The organism is Pseudomonas sp. UBA5568, assembly GCF_002425525.1.
GTDB classification, from domain to species: Bacteria; Pseudomonadota; Gammaproteobacteria; order Pseudomonadales; family Pseudomonadaceae; genus Aquipseudomonas; species Aquipseudomonas fulva.
On the sequence record NZ_DIMK01000025.1, the window covers coordinates 48607 to 69357 of the forward strand.

Annotated in this window: 22 protein-coding genes and 1 tRNA gene; 19 read left to right on the forward strand and 4 right to left on the reverse strand. The window is 61.0% G+C overall.

What is annotated here, in order from left to right; all coding sequences use genetic code 11:
• Positions 1-6: 6 nt before the first annotated feature.
• From B2S33_RS08125 to B2S33_RS08200, 16 genes are all read left to right on the forward strand, one after another.
• A complete protein-coding gene (locus tag B2S33_RS08125; protein ID WP_023536325.1) occupies positions 7-753 on the forward strand; it encodes a YebC/PmpR family DNA-binding transcriptional regulator in 747 nt (248 codons plus the stop codon).
• Positions 754-913: 160 nt separating this feature from the next.
• Positions 914-1438 carry a crossover junction endodeoxyribonuclease RuvC gene (ruvC, locus tag B2S33_RS08130; RefSeq protein WP_023536229.1) on the forward strand — a complete coding sequence of 175 codons (525 nt, stop codon included), beginning with the start codon at positions 914-916 and terminating at the stop codon, positions 1436-1438.
• A gap of 108 nt (positions 1439-1546) precedes the next feature.
• Complete coding sequence (gene ruvA / locus B2S33_RS08135) at positions 1547-2164, forward strand: Holliday junction branch migration protein RuvA (RefSeq protein WP_027914215.1); 618 nt, start codon at positions 1547-1549, stop codon at positions 2162-2164.
• On the forward strand, positions 2161-3207 hold the full coding sequence (ruvB, locus tag B2S33_RS08140; protein WP_023536242.1) for a Holliday junction branch migration DNA helicase RuvB: 1047 nt from the start codon (positions 2161-2163) through the stop codon (positions 3205-3207). The genes ruvA and ruvB overlap by 4 nt, the downstream gene beginning before the upstream one ends.
• 125 nt (positions 3208-3332) lie before the next feature.
• The gene (gene ybgC, locus B2S33_RS08145) at positions 3333-3785 is read left to right on the forward strand and encodes a tol-pal system-associated acyl-CoA thioesterase (RefSeq protein WP_027914216.1); all 453 of its coding nucleotides are present in this window, start codon (positions 3333-3335) and stop codon (positions 3783-3785) included.
• 2 nt (positions 3786-3787) lie between these two features.
• Positions 3788-4483 carry a protein TolQ gene (gene tolQ, locus B2S33_RS08150; protein WP_027914217.1) on the forward strand — a complete coding sequence of 232 codons (696 nt, stop codon included), beginning with the start codon at positions 3788-3790 and terminating at the stop codon, positions 4481-4483.
• A gap of 14 nt (positions 4484-4497) precedes the next feature.
• Positions 4498-4950: a protein TolR gene (gene tolR, locus B2S33_RS08155; RefSeq protein WP_003254760.1), complete on the forward strand. Its 453-nt coding sequence runs from the start codon at positions 4498-4500 to the stop codon at positions 4948-4950.
• A complete protein-coding gene (gene tolA / locus B2S33_RS08160) occupies positions 4950-6071 on the forward strand; it encodes a cell envelope integrity protein TolA (protein WP_197874256.1) in 1122 nt (373 codons plus the stop codon). Before tolR ends, tolA begins: the two co-directional genes overlap by 1 nt.
• A 26-nt stretch (positions 6072-6097) precedes the next feature.
• On the forward strand, positions 6098-7369 hold the full coding sequence (gene tolB / locus B2S33_RS08165; RefSeq protein ID WP_023536327.1) for a Tol-Pal system beta propeller repeat protein TolB: 1272 nt from the start codon (positions 6098-6100) through the stop codon (positions 7367-7369).
• A 54-nt stretch (positions 7370-7423) separates the two neighbouring features.
• A complete protein-coding gene (pal, locus tag B2S33_RS08170) occupies positions 7424-7927 on the forward strand; it encodes a peptidoglycan-associated lipoprotein Pal (RefSeq protein ID WP_023536326.1) in 504 nt (167 codons plus the stop codon).
• Between the two features lie 6 nt (positions 7928-7933).
• Positions 7934-8740 (forward strand): tol-pal system protein YbgF, encoded by an 807-nt coding sequence (gene ybgF, locus B2S33_RS08175; RefSeq protein WP_028687384.1) that lies wholly within the window; start codon positions 7934-7936, stop codon positions 8738-8740.
• A 174-nt stretch (positions 8741-8914) separates the two neighbouring features.
• Positions 8915-9562 carry a 7-carboxy-7-deazaguanine synthase QueE gene (gene queE, locus B2S33_RS08180; protein ID WP_028687385.1) on the forward strand — a complete coding sequence of 216 codons (648 nt, stop codon included), beginning with the start codon at positions 8915-8917 and terminating at the stop codon, positions 9560-9562.
• A gap of 15 nt (positions 9563-9577) precedes the next feature.
• On the forward strand, positions 9578-10252 hold the full coding sequence (gene queC, locus B2S33_RS08185; RefSeq protein WP_023536291.1) for a 7-cyano-7-deazaguanine synthase QueC: 675 nt from the start codon (positions 9578-9580) through the stop codon (positions 10250-10252).
• A gap of 61 nt (positions 10253-10313) precedes the next feature.
• Positions 10314-10389: transfer RNA gene (locus B2S33_RS08190), tRNA-Lys, on the forward strand.
• Positions 10390-10722: 333 nt separating this feature from the next.
• Complete coding sequence (locus B2S33_RS08195; RefSeq protein WP_028687387.1) at positions 10723-11286, forward strand: hypothetical protein; 564 nt, start codon at positions 10723-10725, stop codon at positions 11284-11286.
• A gap of 22 nt (positions 11287-11308) precedes the next feature.
• A complete protein-coding gene (locus B2S33_RS08200) occupies positions 11309-11686 on the forward strand; it encodes a hypothetical protein (RefSeq protein WP_027914223.1) in 378 nt (125 codons plus the stop codon).
• A gap of 44 nt (positions 11687-11730) precedes the next feature.
• Here the strand turns inward: B2S33_RS08200 and B2S33_RS08205 are convergent, their stop codons facing one another.
• Positions 11731-12525 (reverse strand): alpha/beta fold hydrolase, encoded by a 795-nt coding sequence (locus B2S33_RS08205; protein WP_028687388.1) that lies wholly within the window; start codon positions 12523-12525, stop codon positions 11731-11733.
• Between the two features lie 226 nt (positions 12526-12751).
• Between B2S33_RS08205 and B2S33_RS08210 the strand changes: the two genes are divergently transcribed.
• A complete protein-coding gene (locus B2S33_RS08210) occupies positions 12752-13537 on the forward strand; it encodes an EAL domain-containing protein (protein ID WP_288650134.1) in 786 nt (261 codons plus the stop codon).
• 10 nt (positions 13538-13547) lie between these two features.
• Here B2S33_RS08210 and B2S33_RS08215 read toward each other — a convergent pair whose 3' ends face one another.
• Together B2S33_RS08215 and B2S33_RS08220 are read right to left on the reverse strand one after the other, a co-directional pair.
• Positions 13548-14507, reverse strand: coding sequence for a cation diffusion facilitator family transporter (locus tag B2S33_RS08215; protein WP_028687389.1), 960 nt, complete (start codon positions 14505-14507; stop codon positions 13548-13550).
• 12 nt (positions 14508-14519) lie between these two features.
• Entirely contained in the window at positions 14520-15875 is a 1356-nt protein-coding gene (locus B2S33_RS08220; protein WP_059183256.1) for an APC family permease, read from the reverse strand.
• 431 nt (positions 15876-16306) lie between these two features.
• On the opposite strand from B2S33_RS08220, the gene B2S33_RS08225 reads away from it, so the two are divergent.
• Positions 16307-17818 (forward strand): YdgA family protein, encoded by a 1512-nt coding sequence (locus B2S33_RS08225; RefSeq protein ID WP_028687392.1) that lies wholly within the window; start codon positions 16307-16309, stop codon positions 17816-17818.
• Positions 17819-18043: 225 nt separating this feature from the next.
• Entirely contained in the window at positions 18044-19102 is a 1059-nt protein-coding gene (gene nadA / locus B2S33_RS08230) for a quinolinate synthase NadA (protein ID WP_027914230.1), read from the forward strand.
• Positions 19103-19248: 146 nt separating this feature from the next.
• Here the strand turns inward: nadA and B2S33_RS08235 are convergent, their stop codons facing one another.
• Positions 19249-20685 (reverse strand): M48 family metalloprotease, encoded by a 1437-nt coding sequence (locus tag B2S33_RS08235; protein ID WP_027914231.1) that lies wholly within the window; start codon positions 20683-20685, stop codon positions 19249-19251.
• Positions 20686-20751: the final 66 nt, after the last annotated feature.

The following is a 20751-nucleotide window of genomic DNA, read 5'->3' on the forward strand; positions in this document are numbered from 1 at the left end:
GTCGTTATGGCGGGTCATTCCAAGTGGGCGAACATCAAGCACCGCAAAGAGCGCCAGGATGCCAAGAGGGGCAAGGTATTCACCAAGTGGATCCGCGAGCTGACGGTCGCCGCCAAGCAAGGCGGCCCGGACCCTGCCTCCAACCCGCGCCTGCGCCTGGCGCTGGACAAGGCACTGGGTGCCAACATGAGCCGCGATATCATCGATCGCGCGGTGGCCCGTGGCGCCGGCACGAACGAAAGCGACAACGTCGAAGAGCTCAGCTATGAAGGTTACGGGCCGGGCGGTGTGGCGATCATGGTCGAGGCCATGACCGATAACCGCAACCGCACAGCTGCGGCAGTGCGCCATGCCTTCACCAAGTGCGGGGGCAACCTGGGCACCGACGGTTCGGTCGCCTACCTGTTCGAGCGCAAGGGGCAGATCAGTTTTGCTCCGGGCGTGGAGGAGGATGCCTTGATGGAGGCGGCGATGGAGGCCGACGCCGACGACGTGGTGGCCCACGAGGATGGCTCGTTTGACGTGTTCACCTCGTTCAACAGCTTCTACGCCGTGCGCAATGCCTTGGAAGAGGCCGGCTTCAAGGCGGCCGACGCCGAAATCGTGATGCAGCCGACCACCAGCGCCGAACTCGATCAGGAGGGCGCCGAGAAGGTACTCAAGCTGATCGACATGCTCGAAGACCTGGACGACGTACAGAACGTCTACTCCAATGCGCAGATTTCCGACGAGATCATGGAAAACCTCGGCTGAGGGCTTTCTGGCGCACCATACTGACGCCTTCGGGCGTTTGTACAGGCCCTTTCGCAGGGCGCCCGTGGCACAGGTGGCAGCACTGGCGACCTGGCCAGGGGGTTGACCTGCGAAAGGGCCTGTACTGTTTGCACACCGCTTCACTTCAACGACAGGCGCTATGACTCTGATTCTAGGTATCGACCCCGGCTCGCGCATCACAGGTTATGGCGTTGTTCGCCAGACCGCACGTGGTTGCGAGTACGTGGCCTCAGGCTGCATCCGCACAGGCAGTGGTGAACTGCACGAGCGTTTGCAGATCGTGTTTCGTGGGGTCAGCGAAGTCATCGGCCAGCATGGCCCGGTGACCATGGGCATCGAGCGAGTTTTCATGGCCCGCAACGCCGATTCGGCCCTCAAGCTGGGGCAGGCCCGAGGCGCGGCCATCGTCGCAGCGGCTGAAGCAGGGCTGGAAATCGCCGAGTACAGCGCCACCCAGGTCAAGCAGGCGGTGGCTGGTACGGGCGGGGCGAACAAGGACCAGGTGATGATGATGGTCATGCACCTGCTCAAGCTGACCCAAAAGCCCCAGATCGATGCTTCCGACGCGCTGGCCATTGCCTTGTGCCATGCCCACACCCGTTCGAGTCTGGTGCCCCATGGGCTGTCTACGGCGCGTCGGCGCGGTGGGCGCTTGCGTCTGTAAGCGCTTCATGCGCTGATACACATTTTGTGCAGGCGGAGCGTCCGCCTGCCGTATTTGCTGATAGGGTTGAGCGGCCATCGGGCAGCTCCCCGTGAAAAGGATCGAAACGTGATCGGACGTTTGCGCGGCACCCTGGCGGAAAAGCAGCCGCCGCACCTCATCATCGACGTCAATGGCGTGGGCTACGAACTGGAAGTCCCCATGACGACGCTCTATCGCCTGCCCAAGGTCGGCGAGCCGGTAACGGTGCACACGCACCTTGTGGTGCGTGAAGACGCCCACCTGCTCTATGGCTTTGCCGAAAAGCGCGAGCGCGAATTGTTCCGCGAGCTCATTCGGCTCAACGGTGTGGGCCCCAAGCTGGCCCTGGCACTGATGTCCGGGCTTGAGATCGATGAGCTGGTGCGCTGCGTGCAGGCCCAGGACGCCTCGGTATTGGTACGCGTACCCGGTGTAGGCAAAAAAACGGCAGAGCGCCTGCTGGTCGAGCTCAAGGACCGCTTCAAGGCTTGGGAAACGTCCCCGGCCATGTTCGCGCTGGTGTCCGATGGGCCATTGCCGGCCGCCAGCGAGTCCAGCGCCGAGGCGGATGCGGTCAGCGCCCTGGTGTCCCTGGGCTACAAGCCCCAGGAAGCGAGCAAGGCCATCGGCGCGATCAAGGACAAGTCGGGGCTTTCCAGTGAAGAGCTGATTCGCCGCAGCCTCAAGGGGATGATTACCAAGTGATCGAAGCCGACCGCCTGATCGCTGCCAGTGGCCGCGACCGCGAAGAAGTCCAGGATCGCGCCATCCGGCCCTTGCGGCTGGAGGAGTACATTGGCCAGCCTGTGGTGCGCGAGCAGATGGCACTGTTCATCCAGGCGGCGCGCGGGCGCAGCGAGTCGCTCGACCACACGCTGATCTTCGGCCCGCCAGGCCTGGGCAAGACCACCCTGGCCAACATCATCGCCCACGAAATGGGGGTGTCGGTCAAAAGCACCTCGGGGCCGATCCTCGAGCGCCCTGGCGACCTGGCCGCCATGCTGACCAACCTTGAGCCTCATGACGTGCTCTTCATCGACGAGATCCACCGGCTGTCGCCGGTCGTCGAAGAAGTGCTCTATCCAGCCATGGAAGACTTTCAGCTCGACATCATGATCGGCGAAGGCCCGGCGGCCCGCTCGATCAAGCTCGACCTGCCACCTTTCACGCTGGTCGGTGCCACGACGCGCGCCGGCATGCTCACCAACCCGCTGCGCGACCGTTTCGGCATCGTGCAGCGGCTGGAGTTCTACAGCGACAAGGACCTGGCGACCATCGTCAGCCGTTCGGCCAACATCCTGGGCCTGGTCATCGAGGACCTCGGTGCCTATGAGATCGCGCGCCGTGCCCGCGGCACACCGCGCATTGCCAACCGCTTGCTGCGGCGGGTGCGCGACTACGCCGAGGTACGCGGCAAGGGCCAGATCACCAAGGCCGTGGCCGACATGGCGCTCAACCTGCTGGACGTCGATGAGCGCGGCTTCGACCATTCCGACAGGCGCCTGCTGCTGACCATGATCGAGAAGTTCGACGGTGGCCCGGTCGGCGTCGACAACCTTGCCGCCGCCATCAGCGAAGAGCGTCACACCATCGAGGACGTGCTTGAGCCTTACCTCATCCAGCAGGGCTACATCATGCGTACGCCCCGTGGCCGTGTGGTGACCCGACACGCCTACCTGCACTTCGGGCTGAATGTTCCCGGGCGATTGGGGGAGGGCGCGGATTTTTCCGAGCCGGGTGATGAATGACAGATCGAAACACGCTTTTCGTGGTCCTACCGCTGGCATGCCCAGGGGGCCATGGCACCCGGATATCGATAGTGAAAAAACAGTTGTCACAGCGGATTGGCAAGCCAAGGAGTAAGCACTAGAGTATGCGCGCGCAAAAAGGCCTGGAACCGTTCGCACACCGTTGTCGCGTCTATTACGAAGATACCGATGCCGGTGGTGTGGTGTATTACGTCAATTACCTGAAATTCATGGAGCGCGCGCGCACCGAACGCTTGCGGCACCTGGGCTTTTCCCAGTCGCAACTGGCTGAAGACAACCTGCTGTTCGTGGTCCATTCCAGCGAAGCGCGTTACCACGTGCCGGCGCGGCTGGACGATGAATTGCGGGTGACCGCGCAAGTACTTGAACTCAATCGCGCCAGCTTGCGCTTCGTGCAGCAAGTGTGGCGGGAAAAGGACGACGCACTGCTTTGTGAAGGGCGGTTTCTGATCGCCGCCGTGCGCGCCGACACTTTCAAACCCCGAGCCATACCTCCCCAGCTGCGCGACGCCTTTGCGGCAGACGGCTCGGGTAATCAATCGAATGCAGGAGAATAAGCGTGGAAGCTAACGTCGTCGACCATACCTCCATGTGGAGTCTGGTCAGTAACGCCAGCGTTGTGGTGCAGCTGGTGATGCTGACCCTGGTGGCCGCCTCGGTCACCTCGTGGATCATGATTTTCCAGCGCAGCACCATGCTGCGCGCCGGTCGTCGTGCGCTCGATGCTTTCGAGGAGCGCTTCTGGTCGGGTATCGACCTGTCCAAGCTGTACCGTCAGGCAGGCAGCAATCCGGACCCGGACTCGGGTGTGGAGCAGGTCTTCCGTGCAGGCTTCAAGGAGTTTTCCCGTCTGCGCCAGCAACCTGGCGTTGATCCGGACGCCGTGATGGAAGGGGTTGGCCGTGCCATGCGCGTCGCCATCTCCCGCGAAGAAGAAAAGCTCGAGCAGAGTTTGCCGTTCCTGGCGACCGTGGGTTCGACCAGCCCCTATATCGGCCTGTTCGGTACCGTGTGGGGCATCATGAACTCCTTCCGCGGCCTGGCAAGTGCGCAACAAGCCACGCTGGCTACCGTTGCCCCCGGCATCGCCGAAGCGCTGATCGCCACGGCCATCGGCCTGTTCGCAGCCATTCCGGCGGTCATCGCATACAACCGCTTTGCGGCCCGCAGTGAAACGCTGATCAGCCGTTACTACACCTTCGCCGACGAGTTCCAGGCGATCCTGCACCGCAAAGTGCACACCAGCGAAGAGTAATCAGGTACAAGCCCATGGCCCGAGTTCGCCACAAACGCAAGCCCGTCGCCGAGATGAACGTGGTGCCCTACATCGACGTGATGCTGGTGCTGCTGGTCATCTTCATGGTGACGGCGCCCATGCTCAATCAGGGCGTGAAGGTCGATCTGCCCAAGGTTTCCAGCGAAGCCTTGCCGCAGGACAACAACGTCCAGATCCTCACCATTTCCATCAAGGCCGACAAGACCTACTACTGGAACCTTGGCAGCGAAGTCGATACCGACAAGCAAATGGACAAGGCTATGACCCTGCCGGCCATGACCGACGCCGTTACCAAGATCATCGCGGCCGGTCGCGACCAGGGCAAACAGACCCAGGTATTCATCCGTGGCGACAAGGCGGTGGACTACGGCGCGGTCATGGGTGCCATGGGCGGGCTGCAGAAAGCCGGTGTCGGTAACGTCGGCCTGATTACCGAGGCACCCTGATGCAACAGCGAGAGCCCTCTGCCTCGGAAAGCTACTTCTGGCCCAGTGTCTGGGCCATCGGCCTGCATGTGCTGGTGTTTGGCATGCTGTTCGTCAGCTTTGCCATGACGCCTGAACTGCCACCGTCCAAGCCGATCGTTCAGGCTACGCTCTATCAGCTCAAGTCCAAGAGCCAGGCGACTACCCAGACCAACCAGAAGATTGCCGGGGAAGCGAAGAAAACCGCTTCGCGTCAGACCGAGGTCGAGCAGCTTGAGCAGAAGAAGGTCGAGCAGGAAGCGGTGAAAGCCGCGGAACAAAAGAAAGCCGACGCTGCTCAAAAGGCCCAGGAGGCACGCGAGGCTGCCGAGGCCAAAAAGGCCGAGGACGCGGCCAAGGCTGCCGAAACGGCCAAAGCTGCTGAAGCCAAGAAAGCGGCCGAAGCCAAGAAGGCCGATGAGGCGAAGAAGGCTGCCGAGAAACAGCAAGCTGACATCGCCAAGAAAAAGGCTGAAGAAGAAGCGAAGAAAAAAGCCGAAGAAGAGGCCAAGAAGCAGGCCGCTGAAGAGGCGAAGAAGCAAGCTGCCGAGGAGGCCAAGAAGAAAGCCGCCGAGGATGCGAAGAAAAAAGCGGCCGAAGACGCCAAGAAGAAGGCGGCAGCGGCCGAAGAAGCGAAGAAGAAGGCAGCCGAGGACGCCAAGAAAAAGGCCGCAGCGGATGCCCAGAAGAAAAAGGCACAGGAAGCAGCTCGCAAGGCGGCTGAAGACAAGAAGGCACAGGCCCTGGCCGAGCTCTTGTCCGACACCACCGAGCGGCAGCAGGCGCTGGCCGACGAGCAGGGTGACCAGGTGGCCGGCGACTTCGACGACCTGATCCGTATGCGCGCGGCAGAAGGCTGGGCTCGCCCGCCATCGGCGCGTAAAGGCATGACGGTGGTACTGCAGATCAACATGTTGCCCGATGGCACCATCACCAGCGTCAGCGTGGCCCGGTCAAGCGGTGACGGCCCCTATGACAGCTCGGCGGTGGCAGCGGTGAAGAACATCGGTCGCCTGACTGAAATGCAGGGCATGAAGCCGAGCGATTTCAACCAATATCGCTCGTTCAAGATGACATTTACACCTGAGGATCTAGCGTTGTGATTAAACGTCTGAGAGGACTGCTGGTCATGCTGTGCTGCGTGGCAGGCATGGCCGTAGCAGAGGAAAAGAACATCCTGGTCACCAGTGGCAGTGACCGGGCAACGCCAATTGCAGTGGTGCCGTTCGCTGTTCAGGGTGGCAGTGTGCTGCCTGAAGACATGGCCGACATCATCGGCAACGACCTGCGCAACTCCGGCTACTACTCGCCCATCCCGCGCCAGAACATGATCAGCCAGCCCTCCCAGGCCAGCGAAGTCATCTTCCGCGACTGGAAGGCGCTGGGTGCCCAGTACGTGATGGTGGGCAGCATCGTGCCCTCCGGTGGTCGCCTGCAGGTGCAATACGCCCTGTTCAACGTCGCCACCGAGCAGCAGGTCCTGACCGGCAGCGTTGCCGGCACCACCGACCAGCTGCGCGACATGTCGCACTACATCGCCGACCAGTCGTTCGAGAAGCTCACCGGTATCAAGGGTGCCTTCTCCACGCGCATGCTGTACGTGACGGCCGAGCGCTTCTCTACGAACAACACGCGCTACACCCTGCAGCGTTCGGACTATGACGGTGCCCGCGCCGTGACCCTGCTGCAGTCCCGCGAGCCGATCCTGTCGCCGCGCTTCGCGCCCGATGGCAAACGCATCGCCTATGTATCGTTCGAGCAGAAGCGCCCGCGTATCTTCGTTCAACACATCGACACCGGTCGCCGTGAACAGGTCACCAACTTCGAGGGCCTCAATGGCGCACCTGCCTGGTCGCCCGATGGTTCGCGCCTGGCCTTCGTGCTGTCCAAGGATGGGAACCCGGACATCTATGTGATGAACGTGGCCTCGCGTCAGATCAGCCGCGTGACTGCCGGCCCTGGCATCAATACCGAGCCATTCTGGGGTAAGGACGGCAACACCCTGTACTTCACGTCCGACCGTGGCGGCAAACCGCAGATCTACAAACAGTCGGTCAGTGGCGGCAGCGCCGAGCGCGTAACGTTCGTGGGTAACTACAACGCCAACCCGAAACTCTCGGCAGACGAAAAGACCCTGGTGATGATTCACCGCCAACAGGGTTTCACCAACTTCAAAGTTGCCGCTCAGGACTTGCAACGCGGAAGTGTAAAGATTCTCTCGGAAACAAGTCTTGATGAGTCTCCCACTGTTGCGCCCAACGGCACCATGCTAATCTACGCCACCCGCCAGCAGGGCCGGGGAGTCTTGATGCTCGTGTCGCTTAATGGCCGCGTGAGGCTCCCACTTCCTACCGCTCAAGGCGAAGTCAGAGAACCGTCCTGGTCCCCTTACCTGAACTGATTGCGGCGTAATACGTTTTGCTTAACACACTGGGGTTTCATTAGGAGTTTCACGATGGAAATGCTGAAGTTTGGTAAATTCGCTGCGCTGGCTCTGGCCATGGCTGTGGCTGTAGGTTGCTCCTCCAAGGGCGGTGACAACGCAGGTGAAGGCGCTGGCGCCGTTGATCCGAACGCTGGCTACGGTGCCAACACCGGCGCAGTCGACGGTTCCCTGAGCGAAGAAGCCGCTCTGCGCGCAATCACCACCTTCTACTTCGAATACGACAGCTCGGACCTGAAGCCAGAAGCCATGCGCGCTCTGGACGTTCACGCCAAGGACCTGAAAGCCAACGGCAACCGCGTTGTCCTGGAAGGCAACACCGACGAGCGCGGCACCCGCGAGTACAACATGGCTCTGGGTGAGCGTCGTGCCAAGGCCGTTCAGCGCTACCTGGTTCTGCAGGGCGTTTCCCCTGCTCAGCTGGAAGTGGTTTCCTACGGCGAAGAGCGTCCAGTTGCTACCGGCAACGACGAGCAGTCCTGGGCTCAAAACCGTCGCGTAGAACTGCGTAAGTAAGTTCCTATGCGTAAGTGCCGCCGTGCAGTAACCGTCCTCGCACTCAGCCTGCCCCTTTCGGCGTGGGCTGCAGTCCCTGTAGTAGATGACAACACAGGCAGCTATCCGCCTGCGGGTTATGGCACGAGCGGCGCCTATGCCGGGTCAGGGGCTTCGGCCCCTGCCTCTGCACAGGGCCAGCTGTTCATGCAGCTGCAACAGATGCAGGATCAGCTTTCCCGCCAGCAAGGCATCATCGAAGAGTTGCAAAACGATGTGTCTCGCATGAAGCAGGAAAACCTGGAGCGATACCAGGACCTGGACCGTCGCATCAACAGTGGCGCCGCGCCTGCCGCGACCCCTGACAATTCTTCCGCCGGTGGTGCCTCTGGCGCCGCCGCGGGGGCTGCAGCCGGTGCTGCTGCCCAACAACCGGCCGCCAGTAGCGAGCCCGGTGATCCGGCCAAGGAAAAGCTCTACTACGATGCTGCCTTCGACCTGATCAAGCAAAAAGACTTCGACAAGGCCAGCCAGGCGTTCAACGCCTTCCTGCGCAAGTACCCCAACAGCCAATATGCCGGTAATGCACAGTATTGGCTGGGCGAAGTGAACCTGGCCAAGGGTGACCTGCAGGGTGCAAGCCAGGCATTCGCCCAGGTAAGCCAGAAGTACCCCAAGCACAGCAAGGTGCCAGACTCCTTGTACAAGCTGGCCGATGTCGAGCGTCGTCTCGGTCACACGGACAAGGTGAAGGGTATTCTCCAGCAGGTGGTGACCCAATATCCGGGCACATCGGCTGCGCAATTGGCGCAACGAGACCTGCAAAAGCTGTGAAGTGATGCGGCGCTTGCCTGCCGTTCGAAAGAAACCCGCGCCTGGCGCGGGTTTTTTCGTTAGAATCACCGCCCTTTTTTCGTAAACACGCTGTCACGGATAACGCTATGTCGAGTCCGTGCCAGTGCCTGACGGAGGCGGGCAGCCTGTTTTGCTGTCACGCCCGTGGCGATCATGCAAGATACATTACGCATCACCGAAGTCTTTTACTCGTTGCAGGGTGAAACACGAACGGCTGGGCTGCCCACGGTATTCGTGCGGCTCACCGGTTGCCCCCTGCGCTGCCAATACTGCGACAGCGCCTATGCCTTCAGTGGCGGCACACTGCGCAGCCTCGATTCGATCCTTGAACAGGTGGCTGGCTTCAAGCCGCGCTATGTCTGCGTGACGGGCGGTGAGCCCCTTGCCCAGCCTAACGCCTTGCCCCTGTTGCAGCGCCTGTGCGATGCCGGTTACGAGGTTTCGCTGGAAACCAGCGGCGCGCTCGATATCGCCGGCACCGACACCCGTGTCAGCCGCGTCGTCGACCTGAAAACCCCGGGTTCGGAAGAATCGCACCGCAACCGCTATGAGAACATCGAGCACCTGACGCCCAACGACCAGGTCAAGTTCGTCATCTGCTCTCGCGAAGATTACGACTGGGCGGTGTCCAAGCTGATCCAGTACAACCTGGCCGAGCGCGCCGGCGAAGTATTGTTCTCGCCGAGCCACCACCAGGTGAGCGCCACTGACCTGGCTGACTGGATCGTTGCCGACAACTTGCCTGTCCGTTTCCAACTTCAGCTGCACAAGCTGTTGTGGAACGACGAACCTGGGCGCTGAGCAAGAGAGTGAGACATGACTGATAAACGCGCAGTAATTCTTCTGTCCGGTGGCCTGGACTCGGCCACGGTAGTGGCCATGGCCAAGGCCCAGGGCTATGCCTGCTATACCATGAGCTTCGATTACGGCCAGCGTCACCGCGCCGAGCTTAACGCCGCTGCACGGGTCGCCCAGGACCTGGGCGTGGTAGAGCACAAGGTGATTGGGCTGAACCTGGATGGCATCGGTGGCTCGGCCCTGACTGACAGCAGCATCGATGTGCCGGAAACGCCGGGCGAGGGTATCCCGGTGACCTACGTGCCAGCGCGCAACACGGTGTTTCTGTCGCTGGCGCTGGGCTGGGCTGAAGTGCTGCAAGCCCGTGACATTTTCATCGGGGTCAACGCCGTGGATTATTCCGGCTACCCGGACTGCCGCCCCGAGTTCGTCGAAGCTTTCGAGCGCATGGCCAACCTGGCCACCAAGGCAGGCGTCGAAGGGCAGGGTTTCCGCATTCAGGCACCCTTGCAGAACATGAGCAAAGCCCAGATCGTCCAGGCCGGCGTGGCGCACGGGGTCGACTATAGCCTGACCGTATCGTGCTACCAGGCTGATGACGACGGGCGTGCTTGTGGCAAGTGCGACAGCTGCCGCCTGCGGGCCGAGGGCTTCAAGGCAGCCGCCGTGGCGGACCCGACGCGCTATTTTTAAGAAATTTTACCGAGGGGTGTTGATTTCTCTATAGAAATCAGTATTATACGCGCCATCCAACGGGTCGTTAGCTCAGTTGGTAGAGCAGTTGGCTTTTAACCAATTGGTCGTAGGTTCGAATCCTACACGACCCACCATCTTCGCAGCGGTTGCGAATACTTCAGCTAGACCACAGGGTCAGCGCCAAGTCTAGCAACCGTATGAATCGAGCAGTCAGCTCGCTTCTGTGTGAAATCTGTACGAAAAGCCCGCCCTTATCGGCGGGCTTTTTCGTTTCTGGTCAAAGCGCTTGGCCTATGGCCTGTCTGGCAGAGACTCTGCCTTTTTCACAGGCAGTGTTCTACATGCAAGTGCCCTCTGATGAAGTCTCAACGGGCGACTCCCTAGTGCAGGTGTACTAGATAGCCCTTTGCCCAATACTGCGGATGGGAAAATTCTCTGTCTAAGTAATGGCAGAGAGATGGCCAGTCATGCGCTCCCCAGTGAAACACCTGCTGTCGCTTGCACTCCTGTTAGGCGCCTTACCCGTCCACGCGGACAATGCCCCGAAGGGCGACTACTGGGTCGTTCATCATCAAGCCAGCCTGGGCAAGAGCAAGGCATACCTTGTAGACGGCGACCCCGGAAACATCTACGAGCGCCCCGGCGGCGTCAAATCCGTGGGCGTCTATCTGTTTGACCAGCAGCCCGGCAAGCCCGATTTCACGGTCTACGACGTCGAAGTCGATTGCAAGAACAAGCGGGCTCGTGTCACAGGAGCGCTCGACTTCAGCAGCGTGGCCAATACCTTGCGCAAGGCCAAGTTCTCCAACCAATGGCAGGGCGATCAACAACCGTGGTTGGCGCAAAGCCGTGATTTCATCTGTAAGCCAGCTGAGCGCCAAGCCCTCAAGATGGAGCACTTGGGCGTAATGTCAGCTTCGGAGTTGAGCCGCTCTGGCCCGCAGCTATTCGAGATACTGACACGCGAGGCGCTCAGGGCCGAGATCATCAGGCAGATCGATGACGCCTTCACACAGATGCCTGCCAAGTAACTGTCCACCAAGGAGAGAAGCCATGATCCGTCTGCTTGTGTTATGCCTGGGCGCTGTCCTGCTTGGCGGATGCTCGTCGCTGGAGGCAACCAGTGCGTGGAAAGGCCGCCCGGTCGGCGAGCTGATCGATTACTTTGGCGTGCCCAGGGTCATCATGGTGGCGCCTGATCAGGACATGGTGGTGCTCAGGTACGTGCGCGACAGCACGTATATTTCCCGGGAGGCTGCGGGCACCTATACCGGCCCTGAAAATGGCCAATTGGTGCACCGCGAGTATTGGCAGGATGTCGAGCACTCAGGCAGTTGCGAGATCAACGTTTTTGTCGACAGGGCGCACGTGGTGCAGAAAGTCAGGGCCAATGGTCGCTGTGCGGTCATTGACATGGCGCCCAAGGCGTAGCCCGGCAGTGGGAGGCAGGCACCGGGCGAATGCTCGTTGAGCGATTACCGATTTCGCCCCCCTTCATCATTGATTAAAAAAGCTTCCATCACAGGCAATAGCCATTGCGGATGCGTTTCATGAGGTGAATGATCAGCCAGTGCCAAGTTCAACAGCTGCGCCCCAGGCACTTGCTCTACCAACTCCAGTGCATTGGCTCGTGAAACCAGGCGATCACGATCGCCACGCACCACCAGCAATGGCGCGGTAATGCCCCCGACGCTGGCTGCGGGATAGCCGTGCTCACTGTCATCTAGCCACAACCCTCGGACGGCCTCCAGCAACCTTGCAAAGTCCGGTTGTGGGTTGATCGCCTCATAGCGAGCCACATCGTCGGCAAACAGGCCGCGCCACTTCGCGGCGGTGATGCCTTCGTACAGGGCCCGCGCAGGGTCGTTCTCTCCCAGCGCCCAGTGAGCCCCAATGGTGACGAGTCGATCGACCGTGACGGCCTGCGAGGCGGCCATGCGCAGCGCGACGATTCCGCCATCGCTGTGCCCGATCAGAGTGACGCGTTCAAGCGCCAGGTGATCGATTACCCGCTCTACGTCGTGCTGCATGCGCGCATAGGTGAGTGGTGCGCCGCCTAGGGTAGACATGCCCTGGCCGCGGCTGTCGATGCCGATCACGCGCCAACGGCGGGCCAAGTGCGGGGTGATGGCATTGAAGCTTTCAATATGGCCAAGGCCGCCATGCAGCAGGATCAACGCGGGTGCGTCGGCTGCACCCAGTTGTTCGTAGTAAAGGCGTGCATCATCGACGGTGAGGTACTCGCCGCCCCGGTGAGTGAAGACAGTCATGTCGAAGTTGTCCGTGTCGTCAGATGTTGGATCGGGCGACAGTGTACCGAGTTGCCCACTTGAGCCCAATAAATCCAACCTATCGGGGCTTTTTGTCGGGTCATCAACCTTGCGCACCGCACCTCTCGCCAGCCATGCTGTCAAATTGCCAACAACGCTGTTTTGACGTTCTCACGATCGTGTTATCCCAGCGCTACTTTCTCTTCATCAAGCTGCCGGAGACACCATGGCCGATTTGATCTTTGCGCAGCCTTTCGAAGCTGTAGGTTGCAAGCAATGCCGTGAGATGGCGGACCTGGGGTTCGGCATCACAATGGCCTTTCAACCTATCGTTCACCAGCCTTCGGGTAAACCCTACGCCTACGAGGCGTTGGTCAGAGGTGTCGGGGGGGAGGGGGCTGCGCAGGTGCTGGCCAAGGTCACACCCGATAACCTGTATCGCTTCGACCAGGCTTGCCGGGTCAAGGCCATCGAAAAAGCCTCCGAGCTTGGGCTCAACCGTGTGCAGGATTGCAAGCTCAGCATCAACTTCCTGCCCAACGCCGTGTACCGCCCCGCCACCTGTATCCGCGCGACGCTCGAGGCCTCCAAGCAGTTCGATTTTCCGGCCGACAGGCTGATTTTCGAAGTGACCGAAGGCGAACGGGTCGAGGACACCGAACACCTGAAGTCCATTTTCCGCGAGTACGACCGGCAGGGCTTCACCACGGCCATTGACGATTTCGGCTCAGGCTATTCGGGCCTGAACCTGCTTGCCGAGTTTCAACCGGACCTCCTGAAGCTGGACATGGCGCTGACACGCAACCTTGGCGCCGACCCGGTGCGTCAGGCGATCGTGGCAGGCATCGTGCTGGTGGCGCGGCGGCTGGACATTCTGTTGGTCGCTGAGGGCGTGGAAACAGCAGTCGAGTGCCAGGCGTTGGCCGCGCTGGGTATCGAGCTGATGCAAGGTTACTATTTTGCCCGCCCTGAAATCGAAGCGCTGCCGCTGATCGAACGCCTGTGTGGCTGAGTCCTGATGCTCATTCGGCCCACTCGGGGTCGCCGGTAAATACGACCGTCAGCCAGCGATTGGGCCCTTCGCCGCCGATGGCCTCGCCGATCTCGTTGCGCCAGGCATCCCACTGCTCGATGGTCTTGGCCGCCATCTGCGGCGGCACGATGAAGTACAGCTCAATCTCCCGCGAGCGTCCCACCTTGGCCACATAGGCGCGGTAGGACTGCAGGCCATGGCGTTCGACGAAAGCCTGCGCAACCGCGTCTACGTGCTGCTTGAGATCGCCCGGCGTGACGAGAAAGATATCCGCCAACGCCTGGCGAACGACCGACATTGGCAAGGGTACGATCACCAGGCAGACCAGTGCCAGCACGGCCGGGTCGATGTAGGGCGATACCCATTCAAGCGATGTGCCCTGCACGGCATAGCCAAAGCAGAAGGCGATCAACAGCGCCGCCGTGATGCTGGCGGACATCACCCAGCCCTTCACGTCCATGGCGACGAAGTCCGACCGCAGCTTGCGGTTGGCCTTGCCCTCGATCACCGCGATGCTCACGCAGGCGGTGACGGTGAGCGCCGCATAGACCATGGCGATACCAAACTCCAGATGACGTCCACCTTCCAGCAGGCTGCTCACAGCGTTGATCAGGGCGTAGATGGCAACACCGCTGAGCAGGATGCCATTGAGTGCCAGCACCATCGGTTCCAGGTGCCAGAAGCCCATGGTGAAGCGCTCGCGCAGTTTGCGCGACATCTGCAGGCTGCTGGCATGGGAAGTGATCAGCCTGACCACCATCAACGACAGCCCGCTCATGCTGGCATCCACCAGCGAGTAGACGCCGTCGAACACGATGGAAAACGAGCCCGATGCCAAGCCAAAGGCAATGCCGATGCTGGCGATGAACAGGGTGACCGCGATCGAGGTGCGCAGCAGGCCCTGCTCACTGGTGATATCGAAGAAACCGGGTGGGGTTGAGCTGTGCATGGTCGGTACGCGTCATCCCTCGGCGATACAGTTGGGCGGCGCCGCTCTGAACGCCTTGGTCAACCAGGCCAGGTACACCAGGCCCAGCGTGGCCCAGACCCCGCCGAACAGCAGCGAGTGCATGTTCAGGTCCAGCCACAGCGAAACGATGATACAGAAGCCTGTGGTGGGCAGTACCAGGTACTTCAGCTGGTTGGCCAGCCCTCGGCGATTGCCCTCTCGCAGGTAGCAGTGATTGATCACCGACAAGTTGACGAAGCTGAACGCCACCAATGCACCGAAGTTGATGATGGAGGTGGCGGTGACCAGGTCGAAGAAGATGGCCGACAGCGAAATCACCCCCACCACGGCAATGTTCAGTACGGGTGTCTTGTAGCGTGAATGCAACCGCGCAAAAACGCTCGCGGGTATGACCTTGTCACGGCCCATTACATATAGCAGGCGCGACACGCTGGTCTGCGACGCCAGCCCCGAGGCGATGGTGTTGATCACCGTGCACGCGATGAAGACCGACTGGAACAGCTTGCCGCCCACGTACAGAGCGATTTCCGGCAGCGCCGCTTCCTGATCGTGAAAGCGTGCCATGGTGGGGAAGTAGGCCTGAATGAAGTAGGAAACGGTGATGAATACAACGCCGCCGATCAATGCCGTGAGGAAGATGGCCCGCGGTATGGTTTTGGCTGGGTCGCGCGTTTCCTCGGACAGGCACGTGACCGCATCGAAACCCAGGAATGAGAAGCACAGAATGGTTGCACCAGCGGCCAGGGCGCTCAGGTGGGTCTGCTGGTCGGCGAAGGGCAACAGGCTCCATGCGGTGCCCAGGCCTTCGCCCTGGTCCAGCCCGCGTACGCACAGGTAGATGAACACCGCGATGATCGCCACCTGCACGCCAACGAACAGCAGGTTGAAATGCGCAACCAGATTGACGCTGCGCATGTTGATCAGGCTGATCAGGGACACGAAGGCCACGACCCAGACCCACTGTGGCACCTCGGGGAACATGGCAGACAGGTACAGTTTGGCCAGCAAGGCGTTGACCATGGGCAGCAACAGGTAGTCCAGCAAGGAAGACCAGCCTACCAGGAAGCCCACGTGTGGATTGATGGCACGTTGGGTGTAGGTGTAGGCCGATCCCGACTGGGGAAAGCGCTTGACCAGGGTTCCGTAGCTGACTGCCGTGAACAGGATGCCGGCCAGGGCCAGTATATAGGCGCTCGGTACGTGCCCAGCGGTGATGCCTGACACGATGCCGAAGGTGTCGAACACGGTCATGGGCGTCAGGTACGCCAGGCCAATGATGATCACATGCCACAGGCGCAGCGTCTTGCGCAGTTGGCCGGCTTCGTGGGGGTAGGGTTCAGGCTGCATGCGAGTGTGACTCCTGCGCAAAGGCTTGGACGACAGGCACAGCGAAGGGCGCAGGCAGCAGCGGCGAGCGGGTGGGCTCCATATTGTTCACCTTTATGTTGGAGCAGCAGAGGCGTGACTGGATCACGCAAGTGATCAAAATAAAAAACGATAGGGTCTTGGGTGTCAAGTTAAACATGACAAGGTGTTTCGAATACGCGATTTTTATCGATAAAACCGCAAACTCAAGCGTTTCTAACGTCGTTTTTGTCAATGCAAATGCCATAAGCGTGTTCGTAAAAATTGACATCTTTGAAGTGGGCCTGTCCAACGGGCCGCCCTGCCTTTCCAGTGGCGCGGCCGCCAATCATCCTGGCCTTCGGTGATATGCTGCATTTTCCTGGCTGCGCAGGCGATGTGCGAGCCTTTATGGACATCAATCGGTTTAATTCATGACGAAGACTTCAGTAGCAATCCTGTCCGGCGTAGCGGTGGCCGTTGTCGCAGTGGTCGTTGGCGGAGCCTGGTACACCGGCAAGCAACTGCCGGGTGAGCTGGACCATGCCTTGGCCCTGAGCAACGCGCAGCTGCAAAAGTCACTGGTGAACACAGGTGGTAGCGTACGCATCGAGTTGGTATCGCTGGACCAGCGTTGGTTCAGCAGCACGGCACACTACCGTGTGATCGCTCGCGATGTGCATGCCAACAGCCAACAGGTGGTAAATTTTGATGTAGGCGTGACCGATCAGATCGAGCACGGCCCGTTCCCATGGTCTCGCGTCAAGACCCTCAGGTTGTTGCCAGTGTTGGCGCTGAGCAATACCACGCTGGACAAGGACGAAGTCACGGCGCCTTGGTACGCAGCAGCCGGTGACCGCGTGCCGTTCAGCGCCCAGACCAGCATGGGGTACGGCGGCAGTGTCGACAGCCAGGTTCACCTGGCGCCGGTCAAGCTCGACGATGCCAACGGCACCAGCCTGGCGTTCTCGGGCATGGAACTTGGGGTCAGCGGGGATCGCGATGGCAAGGATTCGCGCTTCCATGGCGAGGCCGACCACTTCCTGATGAAACTGGTAAGTGAAGACCAGCCGCCCGTGATCTTTGAACTCAATGGGCTGAAGTTGGGTGGCAAGCTGGCGGCGACTGCGCATGACAACCTGTTCACGGGCAACGCTGACCTGTATCTGGCAGAGACCAAGGTCACTCTCGGGCCCAGGCAACAGGCGCTGGTCATCAAAGGGGGCGAGCTCAGTACCCTGCAAAGCCTCGAAGGCCCCGACACCTTTGGCGGGCGCGTTGAATACAAACTCGGGGACATCACTTGGGATGGGCGAGCGGTCGGTAAGGCCCAGATGATCGTCGGCTTCAAGTCCATCCATGCGCCCGCGCTGCAAGCGCTGAGCAACTGGTATGCAGCGCATTTGCCTGAGTTCGAGGCCGCGGCAACTGCCGGGCAGTCGGCGCCACAGATCAACATGACCGAAGCCGAAAAGGCCAAGTTCCAGGGCGACTTGCGCACGCTGCTGGCGGCAAAACCCAAGGTGGCGCTCGAAGACTTGAGCCTCAAGACCGCCAATGGCGAGAGTCACTTCAATGTGGCAATGGACTTCGATGCGCCGTCTTCCTTCGACTTGCCACAAGATCAGGCGCTAAAGCAGATGGTGACGCAGGTCACCGGCAAGCTGTCCTTGTCCAAGCCGATGCTAGGGGACCTGGCCACCTTGCAAGCGCTGCTCGACGGTCAGACCGATGCCCAGGCCATCGCTACGCAGTCTGGCCAGGCAGGGGAAATGGTCGGTTTGATGGCCGTGCAAAGCGGCCTGGCCACGGTGGAGGGCGATAAAGTGATCAGCGCGTTGCACTACGCCGATGGCATGGTTGATTTCAACGGCCAAAAAATGACGCTCGAAGCCTTTGCCGCGTTCGTTAACACGCAGCTGGCAATGCTCTCGCCGCAGCGCTGACAGCCCGGCGCTACTTGCCCTTGGGCCGCTGGTGCGAGGGCAGGTATGGGTTGGATAAAAACCGCTTTAGAAATCTCGGGTTTCTCTGTAGCCTTCGGCCTCCATAATAATCCGCGCCCGCAGAGGGCCGTGGCGGCCTGCGCCGTCCGGCGCCCTTAGCCGATCTGTCAGGGCCGGGTGATACACTCGATTTGATGCGCGCACGCGCCTGCAGGTCCAGCGATCATGACCCAGATTTCCGAACGCTTGTTGGTTCAGGCTCACCTTGACGCCAAGCAGCCCAATCCGCTGACAGACGAGCAGCAGGCCGAATACCGTGCGGCCATCGCTGCCGAGCTCAAGGCGCAAAATGCCGTGCTGGTTGCTCATTACTACTGCGACCCGGTCATCCAGGCCCTGGCGGAGGAAACCGGCGGCTGTGTGTCCGACTCGCTGGAAATGGCTCGTTTTGGCAAGCAGCACCCTGCCGAGACCGTGATCGTGGCAGGCGTGCGCTTCATGGGCGAAACCGCCAAGATTCTTACGCCCCACAAGCGCGTGCTGATGCCCACCCTCGAAGCGACCTGCTCGCTCGACCTGGGTTGCCCCATCGAAGAATTCTCTGCCTTCTGTGACCAGCACCCCGAGCGTACCGTGGTGGTTTACGCCAACACGTCCGCTGCCGTGAAGGCACGGGCCGATTGGGTGGTCACCTCCAGTTGCGCGCTGGAGATCGTCGAAAGCCTGATGGACAATGGCGAGACCATCATCTGGGGCCCCGATCAGCATTTGGGTCGCTACATCCAGAAGCAGACGGGTGCCGACATGCTGCTGTGGGACGGTGCCTGCATCGTTCATGAGGAGTTCAAGTCGCGTCAGCTCGCCGACATGAAGGCCCTGTACCCAGACGCTGCGGTGCTGGTCCATCCCGAGTCGCCGGAGTCGGTGATCGACCTGGCGGATGCCGTGGGCTCCACCAGCCAACTGATCAAGGCTGCCCAGACGCTACCGAACAAAACCTTCATCGTCGCCACCGACCGCGGCATCTTCTACAAGATGCAGCAGCTGTGCCCGGACAAGGTATTTGTGGAAGCCCCCACCGCCGGTAACGGCGCGGCCTGCCGCAGCTGCGCTCACTGCCCGTGGATGGCGATGAATACGCTGGAGCGCGTGCTCGATTGCCTACGCAATGGCGGCGACGAGATCTTCGTCGACCCAGCCTTGGTGCCCAAAGCCATCAAGCCGCTGAACCGGATGCTGGATTTCACCCAGGCGGCCAGGTTGAAGCTTTCCGGGAACGCGTGAGGCAAGCGCTGGCTTAAACGCCCATGTTGGCGCAATTACCCTCGTAGAAAAACCTCTGTAGGAGCGGTCCGGCGCCCCGGCGAGACCGCTCCTACAGGCGCGCTGCTAAGCCTTGTGAGCGGTTCCGCTCCAGCCCCTAGAACGCCTCAGCGCCCCATCATCTCCCGCACCATGCGCTGCTGCTCCAGGACCTCTCGCTGGCGCTGGTCGATCTGCGAAGCCAGCGGGAAATTCCCCCCAGCGCGGCGTTTGGCATAGTCGAGCTGCTGAATGGCCTGATCGAAGTCCCCCACCAAGGTGAAGTATTCCGCACGCGCCCGGTGCAGGCCGATGGTATTGCCCGATAAGCCCCGCACCTCGGCCATGTCGTACCACACATCCGGATCATCCGGGCGGCTCTTGATCAGGTCGTTCAATACCTGCTCCGCCTCGGCCGGCTTGTTCTGCTTGACCAACAGGTCGGCGCGCACCTGCTTGAGCGGGTAATTACCCGGGTACAGCCCCTGCATACGCTCGGCCCGTTGCTGTGCATCGGCCAGGCGATTGTTGGTGATATCCAGGTCGATCTGCGCCAGGTTGTAGGTAATGTCATTGGGCGCCTTGGCCAGCAGCGGCTTGAGCATCTCCCGAGCCTCGTTGAGCTGACCACCCTTGATCTGTGCCAGCGCCAGCCCATAGCGCGCCGCATCGAGCTTGGGGTCTTCGTCGAGCTGGGCGCGAAAACGCTTGGCCGCAAGCCCCGGCGTACCCTCATACGTCAGCGCTACCCGGGCGCGGATCAGCTGATAGCGCAGGCTGTCTTCCACACCGCCTTTTGGCGCCTGCTCGGCTCGGTTACGGGTGTCGGCGATACGCGACTCGGTTACCGGGTGCGTCAACAAAAATTCCGGCGGCTTGGCGTCGTAACGGTACTGACGCGCCAGGCGTTCGAACATGGTCGGCATGTTGCGCGGGTCGTAGCCGGCCTTTTCAAGGTTCTGGATGCCGATGCGGTCAGCTTCCTGCTCGTTTTGCCGGGAGAACCTGCGCTGCTCCTGAATCGCTGCCGCCTGGGTGCCGGCAATCATGCCGATGCCGGCATCCCCCGCGCCACCGGCCGCCAGCACGATACCGGTAAGCAACGCCGCCATCATCGGCAATTGCATGCGCTGCTGGGCCTCGATGCCCCGGGCGAAGTGACGCTGGGACAAGTGCGCCAGTTCGTGCGCCAGTACCGAGGCGTACTCGCCCTCGGTCTGCGCATTGAGGAACAACCCGCCGTTGACACCCACGATGCCGCCTGGCGCTGCAAACGCGTTGAGTTCGCGGCTGTCGATCAGGATGAATTCCAGGCGACGGTCCTGCAACTGGCTGGTTTCGGCCAGGCGGTACACGCTGGTCTCCACGTAGTCCTTGAGCTGCGGGTCGTTGAGCTGGTTGACCTGGCCGCGCAACAGGCTCAGCCAGGCGCGGCCAAGCTGGTGCTCCTGCTGGGGCGAGACAATCGCCGAACTGGCGTCACCCAGCGACGGCAGGTCGTCAGCATGGCCAGGCAGGGCCATCAGGCAGGCCAGCGTCAGCAGGGTAGGGCGCAGTAGATTCATGCACGAAGCTCGCGTCGGTCAAAGATTGCTACTGTAGCGGGCTCACACGTTGGCGACCAGTGGCGC